Origin of the sequence: Exiguobacterium alkaliphilum 12/1 (genome assembly GCF_000714435.1) — a bacterium.
In the GTDB taxonomy this organism is placed as follows: Bacteria; Bacillota; Bacilli; order Exiguobacteriales; family Exiguobacteriaceae; genus Exiguobacterium; species Exiguobacterium alkaliphilum.
The window spans coordinates 50,750-65,338 of record NZ_JJMW01000060.1 but is presented as its reverse complement, the minus strand read 5'-3'; the positions used below and the strand labels follow the sequence as shown (position 1 = coordinate 65,338).

14 protein-coding genes are annotated in these 14,589 nt (G+C 54.9%); 12 read left to right on the top strand and 2 right to left on the bottom strand.

Annotated elements, in window-relative coordinates:
* Positions 1–35: 35 nt before the first annotated feature.
* The 12 genes from RT52_RS12385 to RT52_RS12330 all read left to right on the top strand — a co-directional run bounded on the left by RT52_RS12385 (position 36) and on the right by RT52_RS12330 (position 13,615).
* Positions 36–923: a Cof-type HAD-IIB family hydrolase gene (locus RT52_RS12385; RefSeq protein WP_235193426.1), complete on the top strand. Its 888-nt coding sequence runs from the start codon at positions 36–38 to the stop codon at positions 921–923.
* 69 nt (positions 924–992) lie between these two features.
* A complete protein-coding gene (locus tag RT52_RS12380) occupies positions 993–1,982 on the top strand; it encodes a lipoate--protein ligase (protein WP_034807464.1) in 990 nt (329 codons plus the stop codon).
* A gap of 156 nt (positions 1,983–2,138) precedes the next feature.
* Positions 2,139–2,612, top strand: coding sequence for a PTS sugar transporter subunit IIA (locus tag RT52_RS12375; RefSeq protein ID WP_034807462.1), 474 nt, complete (start codon positions 2,139–2,141; stop codon positions 2,610–2,612).
* Positions 2,613–2,714: 102 nt separating this feature from the next.
* The gene (locus tag RT52_RS12370; RefSeq protein ID WP_034817767.1) at positions 2,715–4,259 is read left to right on the top strand and encodes a fatty acid--CoA ligase family protein; all 1,545 of its coding nucleotides are present in this window, start codon (positions 2,715–2,717) and stop codon (positions 4,257–4,259) included.
* Between the two features lie 89 nt (positions 4,260–4,348).
* The gene (locus RT52_RS12365) at positions 4,349–4,651 is read left to right on the top strand and encodes a metal-sensitive transcriptional regulator (protein WP_034807456.1); all 303 of its coding nucleotides are present in this window, start codon (positions 4,349–4,351) and stop codon (positions 4,649–4,651) included.
* A gap of 12 nt (positions 4,652–4,663) precedes the next feature.
* Positions 4,664–6,778 carry a heavy metal translocating P-type ATPase gene (locus RT52_RS12360; protein WP_034817765.1) on the top strand — a complete coding sequence of 705 codons (2,115 nt, stop codon included), beginning with the start codon at positions 4,664–4,666 and terminating at the stop codon, positions 6,776–6,778.
* Complete coding sequence (copZ, locus tag RT52_RS12355) at positions 6,771–6,977, top strand: copper chaperone CopZ (RefSeq protein ID WP_034807450.1); 207 nt, start codon at positions 6,771–6,773, stop codon at positions 6,975–6,977. Before RT52_RS12360 ends, copZ begins: the two co-directional genes overlap by 8 nt.
* A 316-nt stretch (positions 6,978–7,293) precedes the next feature.
* Entirely contained in the window at positions 7,294–7,956 is a 663-nt protein-coding gene (locus RT52_RS12350; protein ID WP_034807448.1) for a response regulator transcription factor, read from the top strand.
* Positions 7,956–9,326: a HAMP domain-containing sensor histidine kinase gene (locus RT52_RS12345; protein ID WP_034817783.1), complete on the top strand. Its 1,371-nt coding sequence runs from the start codon at positions 7,956–7,958 to the stop codon at positions 9,324–9,326. The genes RT52_RS12350 and RT52_RS12345 overlap by 1 nt, the downstream gene beginning before the upstream one ends.
* Positions 9,327–9,452: 126 nt before the next feature.
* The gene (locus RT52_RS12340) at positions 9,453–9,923 is read left to right on the top strand and encodes a competence protein ComK (RefSeq protein WP_034807445.1); all 471 of its coding nucleotides are present in this window, start codon (positions 9,453–9,455) and stop codon (positions 9,921–9,923) included.
* 87 nt (positions 9,924–10,010) lie between these two features.
* Positions 10,011–13,079, top strand: coding sequence for an efflux RND transporter permease subunit (locus RT52_RS12335; RefSeq protein WP_034817763.1), 3,069 nt, complete (start codon positions 10,011–10,013; stop codon positions 13,077–13,079).
* 125 nt (positions 13,080–13,204) lie between these two features.
* Positions 13,205–13,615 carry a hypothetical protein gene (locus tag RT52_RS12330; protein WP_034817761.1) on the top strand — a complete coding sequence of 137 codons (411 nt, stop codon included), beginning with the start codon at positions 13,205–13,207 and terminating at the stop codon, positions 13,613–13,615.
* A gap of 28 nt (positions 13,616–13,643) precedes the next feature.
* On the opposite strand, the gene RT52_RS12325 is transcribed toward RT52_RS12330, so the two are convergent.
* Positions 13,644–14,000, bottom strand: a complete 357-nt coding sequence (locus tag RT52_RS12325) for a hypothetical protein (protein WP_034817759.1) — start codon at positions 13,998–14,000, stop codon at positions 13,644–13,646.
* 54 nt (positions 14,001–14,054) lie between these two features.
* Positions 14,055–14,435 (bottom strand): truncated hemoglobin, encoded by a 381-nt coding sequence (locus RT52_RS12320; RefSeq protein ID WP_051690362.1) that lies wholly within the window; start codon positions 14,433–14,435, stop codon positions 14,055–14,057.
* Between the last annotated feature and the right edge of the window lie 154 nt (positions 14,436–14,589).

Below are 14,589 nucleotides of genomic sequence, written 5' to 3'. Positions count from 1 at the left end.
AGTTAAGGGCGAAACAGAAAAAGGAGTGGATGTTGATGGCAACGTACAAACTGTTCGTATCGGATATGGATGGCACGATTTTGCATAACCACACGCGGATCGCGAAAGAGACGGCCGAGGTCGTCCGCGAGGCGGAAGCACAAGGGATTCGCTTTGCGATTGCGACGGGACGTAATTATTTCAACGCGAAAGAGATTCTCGATGAGGTCGGCCTGTCGTGCCCGATCGTCTCGTCGAACGGGGGACGGGTGTTGACGGAGACGGGTGAGGTGCTCCACGAAATCGACTTGACGACCGAGGACGCATTAAAAGTCGTCTCCGTGCTTCATCAAGACCACAAGTATGCGGACGTCTTCTATGAGATGTACTCGGAGGCCGGACTCGTGGCGAGCCGTATGGATTTAATCGAAGCTGCAATGGAGAACTTGAAGCAAAACGGTGACGATCGTTCGCTCGAGATGTACGAGTTCTTCCGTAAACGTTATTACGTGAACGAAGATGTGAAACTTGTGGAAGATATCGAACATTTCATCCAACACGAGGCGGGACGCGTCTATAAGTTCATCGCCTTCTCGAGCCATTTTGAGAAGATGTCTGCCTTGTGGGCCGAAATCGATGAACAAGTCGACGGCGTCTACGTGACTTCGTCGGGCGACGACAACATCGAGGTGATGGCGAACGGGGCCGATAAAGGACACGGCGTCACGAAGCTCGCCGAGCATTTCGGCGTCGACTTGTCAGATGTCGTCGTCATCGGCGATAACTTGAATGACGTCCCGATGTTCGAAGTGGCCGGGAAAGGCATCGCCATGGCGAACAGCCACGAAGAATTGATTAAAATCAGTGACCACGTGACGGAGCGCCATGACGAATATGGCGTCGCGAAAGCATTGAAGCGCGTCATGAACGGCGAATGGAAGTAATTCATTTGTCGAGCTGAGCGGTCGTCTCGTATAATGAACGTATGACTAGTCACTAGGAGGACAAACAGCGTGAAATTCATCTTCAATCCGGATATCCGGGACCCAAAGCTCAACTTGGCGGTCGAGGAGTATATCCTCAAGCATTTGAACGTCGAGCATGAGGATTACTTCTTGTTCTACATTAACGGGCCGTCCATCATCATCGGCAAAAACCAGAATACGTCGGAAGAAGTCAATTTGAAGTATATCGAAGAGAACGGCATCGACGTCGTCCGTCGTCTCTCAGGCGGGGGTGCCGTCTATCATGACGAGGGCAACTTGAACTTCAGCTTCATCACGAAAGATGACGGCAACTCATTTAACAACTATAAGAAGTTCACGCAACCGATCGTCGATGCGCTCAAACAGCTCGGTGTCGAAGCCGAGCTGACGGGACGCAACGACATCCAAGTCGGCGAACGTAAAATCAGCGGTAACGCCCAGTTCACGACACGCGGTCGCATGTTCAGCCACGGCACGCTCATGTTCAACTCGAACATCGAAGAAGTCGTCAACTCGCTCAACGTCTCGGAAGAGAAGATGCGCTCGAAAGGAATCAAGTCGGTCCGGAGCCGCGTCGCGAACATCACCGAGTTTTTGGAAAGTGAGATGGCGATGGAGCACTTCATCGAGGCACTCCTTCATTCAATCTATGATGGAAAAGAACCAGAGCGTTACGTGCTTCGTGACGAAGACTGGGAAATCGTCCAAGACATCTCGAAGGAACGTTACGCGAACTGGGACTGGAACTTTGGCAAGTCACCGAAGTTTGATGTCGAGTCGAAACGCCGCTTCCCAATCGGAACGATTGACGTCCGCTTGAACGTCAACAAAGGGACGATCACCGAGGCGAAGATTTACGGTGACTTCTTCGGTGTCGGCGATATCCATGACGTCGAGCAAGCGCTCGTCGGGACGCGTTTCGAACGAGGCGCGATTCGGGAACAATTGTCACACCTTGACATCAAACATTACTTCGGCAACGTCGAGCTCGAAGAACTCGTCGATCTTATTAGCTGAAGCGGCTCTACGGTCAGGATGGTCTCAACGCGAGACCATCCTTTTTTGGCAGTTTCGTGAAACATTGACGGTGGCGTTGCGACGGCTCGGGTAGAGGCGTATCATATTCAGTGCAAGCGCTTTCGTAACGAGCGACGACGTGGAGGAGGAATCAAGATGTACCGTTTCATCACAGAATGGATGGACACGAACCAATTGTGGGTGACCGATCAAATGACGTTCGATCGGGCTGTACAGGCGATCGGCTTAGAATTAGAAGGGAGAGGCATCGTCGACGGAACGTTCACCCGGGCAGTGCTCGAACAGGAGCGGACGATTCCGTCCGGCGTGGCGGATGTGGCCGTCCCGGTCGCCGTCATCGATGTACCGCGTCACGTGACGCGAGAAGATGGGATCACGCTACTTCACTTGAACCATCCGTTCGACGTCCTCAGCATCACCGGCGAACCGGTCCGGGCCGAGATGTTGTTTTTTGTCACAGCGACGACAGAGGCGCGACGGGAAGCGTTCCATAAACTGATGGACGATTTGCTGATGGATGATGAGACGCTTCAGGCACTCGCGCACATAAAGAGTCGAAGCGGATTGTACCATTTGCAGACGATGGATTTGAAAGCGTTTTCTTCCTGAACAGTTTCATGTACAATAGAACTAACTAAAAAAGAGCGCGGAGCCCGTGCTCTTTTTTACGGCGTAAAAGTGAACCGTCATTCATTCAAAAGGGGGATTACTATGGCAAACTTAGTCACGGCGTTACGAGATGTAGTGGCTGAACATCCAGCAAAAGCGGCCTACGTGTTTGGGGAAGACACGGTCAGCTACGAACAATTTTTAGGACAAGTGCAGGCGATGGCGTCGACGCTTGAAGCAAAAGGGGTCAATCAAGGCGACCACGTCGCCCTCGTCCTCGGCAATAGCCCGGCGTTTTTGATTTCATACTTCGCGGTGCTCGCACGGGGCGGGGTCGTGATCCCAATCAACCCTACATACACGCCCGACGAGATGGCGTATATCTTACTTGATGGGGACGTGAAGGCGATTGTTGGCTTATCGCCGCTCATCGCCCAAGCGAAAGCGGCGCTGTCGCAACTGCCGCAATTGAAACTCGTCGTCTCGGTACCGTACGCCGACGTGCCGGCCGAAGCTGAACGTGGCGCCATCGAGTTCTTACCGTTCGCCGACGCGCTTAAAGGCTCAGGTGGGACGTTACACTTCGTCGACGAAGAGGAAGTCGCCGTCATCTTGTATACGAGCGGGACGACGGGCAAACCGAAAGGAGCCCTCTTGACCCATCGGAATCTATACTCCAACGCGCAATCGATAGGGGAATATTTGGAGATCACTCCGGACGACAAAGCGCTCGCCGCGTTGCCGATGTTCCATGTCTTCTGTCTCACGGTCATCGTCAATGCGCCGTTACTACGCGGGGCGACCATCGTCATTCTGCCGAAATTCTCGCCACAGGACGTGTTCGACTTGATTCCGAAGCATCGCGTCACCATCTTCGCGGGCGTGCCGACGATGTACAACTTCCTCCTGCAGACCGCGCTGAAAGTCCCGGCCTATACGTCGGCTTTGAAGCACGTCCGTATCTTCGTCTCCGGCGGGGCGAGCCTTCCGGTCCAGTTGCTCGAGACGTTCGAGACGACGTTTGAATGCAAGATCCTCGAAGGGTATGGCTTGTCTGAAGCATCTCCGGTGACATGCTTCAACCCGCTCCACGGGGAACGGAAAGCCGGATCGATTGGACCGTCCATCGTCCATGTGGAGAATAAGATCGTCGATGAGCTCGGAGAAGAGGTCGGTGTCGATGAAGTCGGGGAGCTCATCGTCCGCGGGCCGAACGTCATGAAAGGCTACTATAAGCTGCCTGAAGAGACGGCGGTGACGCTTCGAGACGGCTGGCTCTATACGGGCGACTTGGCTAGACGGGATGAAGACGGCTACTTCTACATCGTCGACCGGAAGAAAGATATGGTCATCGTCGGCGGCTATAACGTCTATCCGCGCGAAGTCGAAGAAGTGTTGTATCAACATCCGGGAATCGTCGAAGCGGCGGTCATCGGAGTACCGGACGCCGAGCAAGGCGAGGCGGTCAAGGCGTTCGTCGTGACGCGGGAGGACGTCTCGATCGAGGACATCCGTTCGTTCGCGGCGACGAAGCTCGCGAAATATAAGCAACCGACGCAAATCGAGTTGATTGACGAGTTGCCACGGAACACGACCGGGAAGATTTTACGGACCGTCTTGAAGAGCGAGGCGTTCCAAAACAGTTGAACGAAGGGGCGACGTGTTGTCGCTCTTTTTTGAGCACTACATTTGACACCTTTACGGGGTAGGGGTATATTGGTGGTGAGGTGATAACCATGGAAGAATTCATGCATGAGCAACCGATCGTCCCGCGGGACGATGCCGAACGGGAAGCGCTCAGCAAACGGCTGCGCCGGATCGAGGGACAAGTCCGAGGGATTCAAAAGATGGTCGAGAACGACCGTTACTGTGTCGACATTTTGACGCAGACGTCAGCGATTCAAGCCGCGCTCAAACAAGTCGAGTTGCATTTGCTCGAACGACATATGCGGAAATGTCTCGTCCATGCCAGTGAGACGGAAAATATGGACCCGTACATTGACGAATTGATGACAATCGTCAACCGCATTAAAAAGTAGGGAGGTCTGTTCATGAAAACCGTCGAACTCTCGATTCAAGGGATGACGTGCGCCGCATGTTCGGCCCGAATCGAAAAAGTGTTGAATAAGATGGACGGTGTCGAAGCGACCGTCAACTTGCCGCTTGAGACGGCGACGATCCGTGTCGAAGACGGCATCACCGAGGAAGAGCTGATCGCCCGCATCGAGAAACTCGGTTACGGGGCAGCACACAAAGTCGAGATGACGCCAAAGCGGGACTTGCGTCCGCTCGAACGGAAAGTACTCATCTCGTCGCTCCTATCGGCCCCGCTGTTGCTCGTTATGATCACGCACATCCCGGGGTTCATGTTTCATGCCGATTGGCTCATGAACCCGTGGTGGCAGTTCGCCCTGGCGACGCCGGTCCTGTTTTGGATTGGGGCGCAGTTTTATCAAGGGGCATACAAGAGCTTGAAGAGCGGCAGTGCGAATATGGACGTCCTCGTCGCGACGGGGACGTCGGCTGCCTACTTCTATTCGGTGTTCGAGATGCTCGCTCACCCGATGCACCCGGCACTCTACTTTGAGACGAGTGCGGTGTTGATCACGCTCGTCCTCGTCGGGAAATGGCTCGAGGCGCGGGCAAAAGAGAAAACGACCGATGCGCTCAAATCGCTCTTGTCGCTTCAGGCGAAAGAAGCGATTCTCCTCGTCGATGGTGAAGAACGTGCCGTGGCGGTCGAACTCGTCCGCGCCGGAGATATGCTCGTCGTCCGACCGGGTGAAAAAGTACCGGTCGATGGACGAATCATCGAGGGTGAGACGATCATCGATGAATCAATGTTAACAGGTGAATCGATTCCGACTGAAAAAGCGATGGGCGCAGAAATTGTCGGCGGGACGATCAACCGGTCGCACCGCGTGGTGATGCAGGCCGAACGTGTCGGCAGTGAGACGATGCTCGCTCAAATCGTGCGCGTCGTCGAGCAGGCCCAGACCGATAAAGCTCCGATTCAACGGCAGGCCGACCGCATCTCCGGTGTCTTCGTCCCGATTGTCGTCGCCATCAGTGCGGTCACGTTCGCCGTCTGGGCGTTCGGGTTCGGTAATTTGGATATGGCGATTCGATCCTCGATCGCGGTACTCGTCATCGCCTGCCCATGTGCCCTCGGTCTCGCCACGCCGACGTCCATCATGGTCGGGACAGGCCGTGCCGCCGAGCAGGGCGTCTTGTTCAAAGGTGGCGGTCAGCTCGAGTCGTTGAACGGGGCCGACATCGTCGTCTTTGATAAGACGGGTACGCTCACGAACGGGACGCCGGAAGTGGTAGCCACGTTCGGAGATGAGACGTTGATGCGCCAAGCGGTCATGGCTGAGCGCCAGTCAACGCACCCGCTCGCGACGGCGATTGGGAAGCTTGATGGGACGGGGCGGGTCGAACAAATGGAAGAGCTCGCCGGTCGAGGATTGAAAGCGGTCGTGGATGGGAATGAACTTCTCATCGGTTCGGTTCGCTTAATGGAAGAAGCAGGATTCAGCTTGCCCGATTGGAAGATGGGAGCGATGACGCCGGTGTATGTGGCGGATGCTTCCGGGATCCAGGCGGCGTTCGGATTGAAGGACCGCTTGAAACAAGGGAGCCGTGACGTCGTGGCCGAACTCGCGAAGACGCGGGCCGTCTACGTCTTGACCGGTGACCGTAAGGAAGTCGCGCTCGATGTGGCCCGTGAACTCGGTATCCCCGCGTCGAACGTGATCGCGGAGGTGCTCCCCGTCGAGAAGGCCGACCACGTCGAGGCGCTGAAGAAAAAAGGCCGCGTCGCCATGGTCGGGGACGGCATGAACGATGCCCCGGCGCTCGCCGTCGCAGACGTCGGCATCGCTTTTGGGAGCGGCACAGACGTCGCCTTGGAGGCGGCCGATGTGACAGTGATGGGCAAAGACGTCGTCGGTGTGAACCGAGCCCTCGAGATGAGCCGGTTGACGATGAAAAACATCCGTCAAAACTTGTTCTGGGCGCTCGCCTATAACAGCCTTGGTATCCCGGTCGCGGCGGCGGGGCTACTCGCGCCTTGGATCGCCGGCGCGGCGATGGCGTTCAGTTCGGTCTCGGTCGTCTTGAACGCGTTACGATTGAAAACACAAGGAGGACATCCACATGAATGAAACGGTATTGAAAGTAGAAGGCATGACATGTAACCACTGCAAGGCGGCCGTCGAGGGCGCTTTGACGGAATTAGAAGGTGTCGAGTCGGCAATCGTGTCACTCCAAGACCACCGCGTCGACGTGATTCATAACGATCACGTATCGGTGAAAAAAATGATTGAAGCGATTGAAGAGCAAGGCTACGACGTAAACGCCTGACCGAGATCCCGCCCTTGAGGCGGGATTTTTTTGCGTTTTCCATCGAGACAGAAATGTGCTATATTATAGGTGATAATGAGAATCGGTATCAATGAGAGGTGGGGTTACGATGGAACTCGTCATGATTAGTGGCGTCGTGGCGCTCGTGAGCGGAGGAGCGGCTTTCTTGGCTCAACAATTACGCGGACAGACGTCCCGTTAAAGAGGGGAGACCCTCTTTTTTTGTCGAGCAATTGCAGGTTTAGACGTAGTCCTTCCCATCATTTATCCATAATTGTTTGATATGATATGTAAAAACGTTGCAGGAGTGAATCGGATGTATACAATCTATTTGGTCGACGATGAAATCAACTTGAATAAAATGCTCGTCACATATTTAGAGCAGGAAGGTTACCGGGTCCGTTCGTTCGCCGACGGTGCCTCGGCACAAGCGGCGATTAAAGATGAGCCCGATTTATGGGTACTAGACATCATGTTGCCGGACCTTGACGGGTTCCAGCTATTGAAACAAATCAAGGCGACGAACGCCAACACCCCGACGATTTTTATCTCGGCACGCGATGAGGATATCGATAAGATTATCGGGCTCGAGATGGGGTCGGACGACTATATCGCCAAGCCGTTCTTGCCGCGCGAACTCGTCATCCGTGTCAAAAAGCTGATCGATCGCGTGTACGGCTCGAAGTCCAATGAGCATATCGAGTACGGCGAATACACGATTTATCCGGACAAGCGGCTCATCAAACACCAAGAGGACGATATCGATTTGACGTCGAAAGAGTTTGATTTGTTGCTCCTCTTCCTCGAGCATCCCGGTTCGGCGTTGTCGCGCGAACAGATTCTCGAGGGTGTATGGGGACACGATTACTTCGGTTCGGACCGGGTCGTCGATGACTTGGTCCGCCGTCTGCGCAAGAAGTTGCATCGACTCGAGCTCGAGACGCTCTACGGCATCGGGTATCGTCTCGTCAAACCGTGATGTTCGAGCAACTCAAGCCGAAACGGCTCATGTGGAAGATTTGGGTGCTCATCCTGCTCATCATCGTCACGCTCGCGCTCATGATTCTCCTGACGGTCCGCTCTTCGATCGCGCAATTTATCGATGAACAAGTGTACGAGACGCTGCAGGACGTCGATTATTACCTCGGCAATACGAACCAGCTCGAGAACATTCCGCAAAATCCGATCGAGTATGACCGGCGCCAACAAGAATCGCGCTCGGTCAATCAGCTCATCTTTTTGCCGAACGGTCGCATCATTTATGGTTCGGCTCCGCTCGAGTTGACGAATCGGATGTATCGGGAAGCGATTGAACAGACGAGTGAGATCGCGAAATACCAGACGACGATTGACGGAGAGGACGTCTACTATATCATCCGTCAAAACGAATACGACGGGACGCTCATTTATCAGGCGTCTTACGCCTGGGATGCGTATCGCCGTGAGCTCGTCTCGACATTGTTCTGGCGCATCTCCATCTTGATTGGGGTCATCAGTCTGTTGTCGCTCATCCCGGCGCTTTGGATGTCACGTGAGTTGACGAAACCGATCGTCGAGATGGAACGAGCCGTCGAGAAGATTTCGAATCGGCAATGGGAGACCGTGCTCCCGCTCGCAAGAGAGGATGAGCTTGGACAGTTGGCGCGCTCGATTGATGCGATGCGACTCGAACTTCAAGAGCAGGACTTGGCGCAGCAGGCGCTCCTCCAGAACATCTCGCACGATTTGAAGACGCCAATCATGGTCATTCGCGGTTATGCGCAATCGATTGGGGACGGGATTTACCCGACCGGTGATTTGAGAGGGTCGGCCGAAGTGATTGACGAAGAAGCGTCGCGTCTTGAGAAAAAAGTCGTCGATTTGCTTTACGTCACAAAACTCGAATATTTTAAAGGACAGGAGATGCGGCTTGAGCCGATCAATCTCGACAAGCTGATGGAGTTGCTCGTAGCCCGTTTCAAACTGAGAGGGGACCTCGAGTGGGCGGTGACCGGGCACGCCGGAGAGATGCTCGGGGACGGCGAGCAGATTCGGGTCGCATTCGAAAACGTGCTCGACAACGCCCTTCGCTATGCGCAGTCGTCGATTCGAATCCATTTGAATCGCACCGACGCCGGTGTCGAAATTGTCATTGCAAACGACGGTCCGCCGGTCGACGAAAACCTCGACTTGTTCCATCAATTCTCTAGAGGCAAGCAAGGCAAGTTCGGGCTCGGCCTGTTCATCGTCCAACGTATCGTGACGTTGCATCACGGCGAGGTCACGTTAGGAAATACGGCGGACGGAGTGGCTGTGCGTTTCCGTTTCCCGCATTCGAAAACCGTTCAAATCTCAAATTCAGACGAATGATTCTCAAAAACCAGCTGAAACGGCTGGTTTTTTTTATTGGCAATGGGGAAATCCGATTTGCGGCTTTCATAAGAACTTGATATGAATAACGTGTAAGGCACAATAAACGGTATGGAGGATGAACAGATGACGCAGTTGACGAATGACACAAGAGCTTTGATTCCGGTGTTTAACGAGTATGGGGAAGCCGAGACGCTCGTCTATCAGCCGGACGGGATTCATCGGATGAAAGGGGCACCGATGCAGTTGCTCGAGCACGCTTGTCTCTATTATGGGTCGAGCATCCAAGGGCGCATCGAGGCGGCGCGACACGTGCTCGGTCCGCACCGGAAAACACCGGTCGTCATGGATTGGCATGCCGACGCGGTCTTCTTTCCGACGATTGCGAAAGAGAGCCCGGACTGCGCATGGATCAACTTTCAGCATGTCACGGACATCAAGCCGGGGGCGAACGGCACGCGCATTCAATTTTTGACAGGCGAGTCCGTCCAAGTGAACGTGTCCGACCATACCGTCTCGCGTCAGAAGCAACGTTCCATCGAAATCTCCTACGCTTTCCAAAAACGGTTTCACGGCAGCACATTGAAACAAACGTAAGCATTGAAATCGATGTGGAACCCCTCTATGATGAAGAAGAATAGTTCATATGTGTATTTGCACATTATCTGAAAGCGAGGGGTCCATATGTTTTTTCAACAAATGATTGAGCGAGGAAAACTCGTCATCGTGTTTTTACTCGTCGCAATCATCGTCGGCGTGCTCACGTTCTTCCAACTGCCGAAGCGTGAAATCCCGGAGACGAGCATCAACATCGTGCTCGTCCAGACGCCGTATCCAGGGGCGACCGCTGAAGCGGTCGAACGGAACGTCACGAGTGTGCTCGAGGACGAATTAAGGAACATCGAAGGGGTGGAGAACGTGACCTCCCTCTCGGCGTCCGAGTTCTCAAACATCACGGTCGAATACGAGGACGGCTTGAACAAGTCCGAACTTCAGGCGAACGTGCGCCAAGCCGTGTCGGATGCCCAGTCGCGTCTGCCGGATGAGGCGCTCCCGCCGACCGTGAACGATTCGGTCGGTCAACTTCCGGTCGCCTCGTACTTGTTGACGGGGGATGACCGTGAATCACTCGAGACGATTCGAGGCAACGTCGAACAGTTAGAAGAACGCCTGTCCCGCACGGCCGGCGTTACCGGCGTGACGGTTAAAGGGCTCCCGGAAACGGAGTTCGTCGTCTCGCTCGATTCGGAAGCGCTCGGGGAACGCCAACTCGCCTTCCCAGACGTGTTGACAGCCATCAATGAAGAGTACAAGACGACGCCGCTCGGACGTCAATCGACGGAAGACGGCATCTATCAGCTTGCGATCGATAGCTTGACGAACGTCAATGACATGGACCAAGTCGTCATCGGATCGTTCGAAGGCGAGCCGGTGTTGCTCGCAGACGTCGGTACGGTCGAGGAGGCACCGAAAGCGGTGACCGACCTCGTCTCGCTTGACGGGAAGCCGGCCGTCTCGTTCACGGTGACGATTGAACCAGGTCAAGACATTCCAACGCTTCAGGAACGGGTCGACGAAGTCGTCACATCGGAAGTCGGCAACCTCGACAGCGTCGAGCTCGTCACGTACTCCGATCAGGCGGAAGCGGTCGATGCGATCTTCTCCTCGCTCACGCGCGAGTTTTTGATCGCGATGATCGCGGTCATCGTCGTGACGACGATCGGCTTGACGTTCACGGGCTCGCTCATCGTCAGCTTGGCGATCCCGCTCTCGTTCTTGCTCGCGTTGATTCCCCTCCGCTTCACCGGGGTCGATTTGAACCAAATCTCGATTATCGGCGCGATTATCGCCCTCGGGATTCTCGTCGATGACGCCATCGTCGTCAACGACAATATTTTACGTCGATACCGGAAAGGGGACTCGGCGATGCTCGGGGCCGTCCGTGGGACGAAGGAAGTGTGGGGCTCGATCGTCACGTCGACGCTCGCTGTCGTCTTCGCCTTCTTGCCGCTGACGTTACTGTCGGGCGCGAACGGGAACTTCATCCGGGCGCTGCCGACCGTGCTCGCTTTATCGGTGCTCGCATCAATGGTCATCAGCTTGACGCTTGTCCCGATCGCGCAATATTGGCTGAACCGCAAGCAAGTCCGCGTCTCGAAACGCGAGCCGGGTTGGCTCGGTGGACCGCTTAACCGGTTGAGCAACTTCTATGCAGATAAATTGCTCCCGCTCGTCGCGAAACGGCCATGGACGTTCGGTCTCGTCGGCTTCGTCCTCACGACGGCGCTCTACGGCCTCATCTTGTTGACGCCGTTCGAGTTCTTCCCGGCAGCGAACCGCCCGGAAGTCGTCACGAGCGTCACGTTCCCGGTCCAGACGAACCTTGAAGAGACGGAACGTCGCTTGAGGCAGATGGAAGCCGAGTTCCGAGACGTCGACGGCGTCGTCGAGACGTCCGTCTTCGCCGGAAGTGGATTGCCGAGTCTGTTCACGGGTGGGCTAGACCAGTCAGGCGAAAACACAGGACAGATCGTCGTCCGCGTCGATAACGATCAAATTGACGCGATTCAACTGATTGACCGCTACACGACACAATTACGTGAAAATTATCCTGACGCGGAGATTTTCTTAGAAACGCAACAGCAAGGACCACCGGCTTCGGCCCCGGTCGAGTTCACGATGCGCGGTGAGACGATTGATCAGCTTGTCGAAGCCCGCGACACGGTGAAAGCCGAGCTCGAGGCGATAGAAGGTGCGCTCGTCCTCGACGACATCAAAGAGCCGTTCCAGACGCTCACGTACGAGCTCGACCGTGAAGCGATGGCATCCGCCGGTGTGACGGCGAAGACGATCAGTGATCAAATCCGTCTCGTCACAGACGGGGTGCCAATCGGAACGTTCGACGACGGCGTCGAGCAACGTGACGTCAAAATCGTCATCGATGCTGAGGCGAACCGTGAGGCGCTCGCACTAGACGACATTCTCGTCCCGGTGCAAACGGAGGCCGGTCCGCCGGTCGCCCCGCTCAGTACGTTCGTCGATGAGACGACGACCGAGCAAATTCAACAAATCCCGCGGGAGAACGGAGAACGCACCGTGACGCTTCGCATCTATCCGACCGAAGGGATGGACGAGGAAGCGTTCAGAGCGGACGTCGATCGCGTGCTTGAGGACGCGCAAGCCGGCTTGACTGACGATGGCATCTCATTCGCCCAGACCGGGTCGAGTGATACGCAAAACGAGTTCTTCCTCGAACTCGCGACGTTGTTCGTCGTCGTCTTGTTCTTGATCTTCTTGATTATCGCGTTCCAGTTCAACTCGTTGTCCTTGCCGCTACTCGTCTTGTTCACGATTTACTTGGCCATCGCTGGCGCGGTCGTCGGTCTATTCGTGACGCAGACACCGTTTAGCTTCATGGCCTCGATGGGGATGGTCTCGCTCGCCGGAATCGTCGTCCGGAATGCGGTCGTCTTGTTCGAATTCATCGAGCAGGGCATTCGCCAAGGGATGGCGGTCACGACGGCGGTATATGAGGCCGGCCGGGCTCGGATTCGTCCAATCTTGTTGACGGCGCTCACGGCGGTCGTTGCCCTGTTGCCGGTCGCCCTCGGTAGTGATCCGCTCTTCAAGCCGCTCGCGATTGGGATTGTCTCGGGAATCATGTTCTCGACGATTCTCACGCTCGTCCTCGTGCCGGCGTATTACCTGATTTTGGCGAAACGTCGCCACCGTGACAAACCGTTCACGGAATGACTTGAGACCGGCCGCCGTGCCGGTCTTTTGTCTGTCGGCTGTTTCGGCAGCGGGAGAGATGTTTTTTTGAGATGCTCTATGGGTATAATAAGAGAAGGACTTCACAATATTGGAGGGAATCAACGATGAATGATTCATACACATGGTTAAATCGCCGGACGATTCGCCCGGCTTATAGTGCGACAGGGGGACGGGCGTGGACGAGTGAGCGCGTCGTCCGTCCGGATGCGGCGCGTGGAAAGACGGTTCGTGGTGTGAAACGCGTCCGTCGCCCATTCACGGACGAGCATGGCAACCGCCGCTACACGACGAGTCGTGTCGTCATCACCGATGCGGCGCGTAAAGCACGGGCGAATGGACATGGCGAAGCGGCCGTTCAATTCGAACTGTCGGTGCCGACGCCGTATGAGCGCGTGCGTGAGATGATTCCGACGAAGAAAGTGCTCGTCCCGGTCATGGCCGGCCTCGCCGTCGCCGGTGGGATTGCCGGTGCGGTCTATGCGCTGCGGAAGAAAAAGCGAAACAAGAACAAATAAAAAAATCGCCCGGGCTGGGGCGATTTTTTTATTTGAGACGGTCGGCGAGAATTCGGTTCAATTCGGTTTCACCGAGTTCACGCATTTCGTCCTCGTTCTCTTGGTCATACGACTCATCCGTGAAACGTCCCACGAATTCGACTTTTCCGTTCCCGAGTTCACGGAAGACGAGGTTTTTTCGGTCGTTATAAAAGACGACACGATATTCCCGTCCGTTCTCATGCATATAGTTGAACACGCCTTTAATGTGGTCCATGTTCTTTTCTTCAGGCTGATCCTCTTCTTCGTCATCCTCATCGAGCGCATCGGCGAGGACAGCCGTAGGCTCGACTTCTTCCGTTTCTTCCTCAGAGGAAACGGCTTCTTTTTTCTCTTCTTCTGTCATGACAACGACCTCCTTTACTTACTTTCCTATCATACCCGCTTTTTGAGAAGCTGACTACTCAAAATGGTGGGAGCAGACGCGAACGACGTTAGACGAGGACATAATCAAGCGATGGAACAGCTGTCGTTTGATCGGTTCGGGCGCCTCGACCGTCTTGAGCGCCTGTTCCATGCAACCGAGCCAATGCCCGGCGTGTGTCTCCGAAATCGGGTGGTCCCGATGAATCATCGCCAAGTTTCCACCGCCACGTCGTTCCGTATACAGTTTCGGCCCGCCGAGTAGTTGAGTCAGAAACTCAAACTGATGTTGTTTTACCCGCTCTTTGTCATCCGGAAACAGCGGCAGTAAGACCGGATCGGCGTAGACGAGGTCATAAAATGCCTCGACGAGTTGTTTGACGCCGCGTTCGCCTCCAAATTGTTCATATGCACTCATCATCCATCCCCCTCATACCTTTAGTCTAATCGATTTTCATGGAGCATGGGTAAAGGAAAGGGTTAGTCTTTTTTTTGCTTAGGTGAAACGGAGGTTTCGCTCTACAAACCGGGAGCGATACGTCATAATAAAGAAAAAAGGGAAGGGGTGTTCG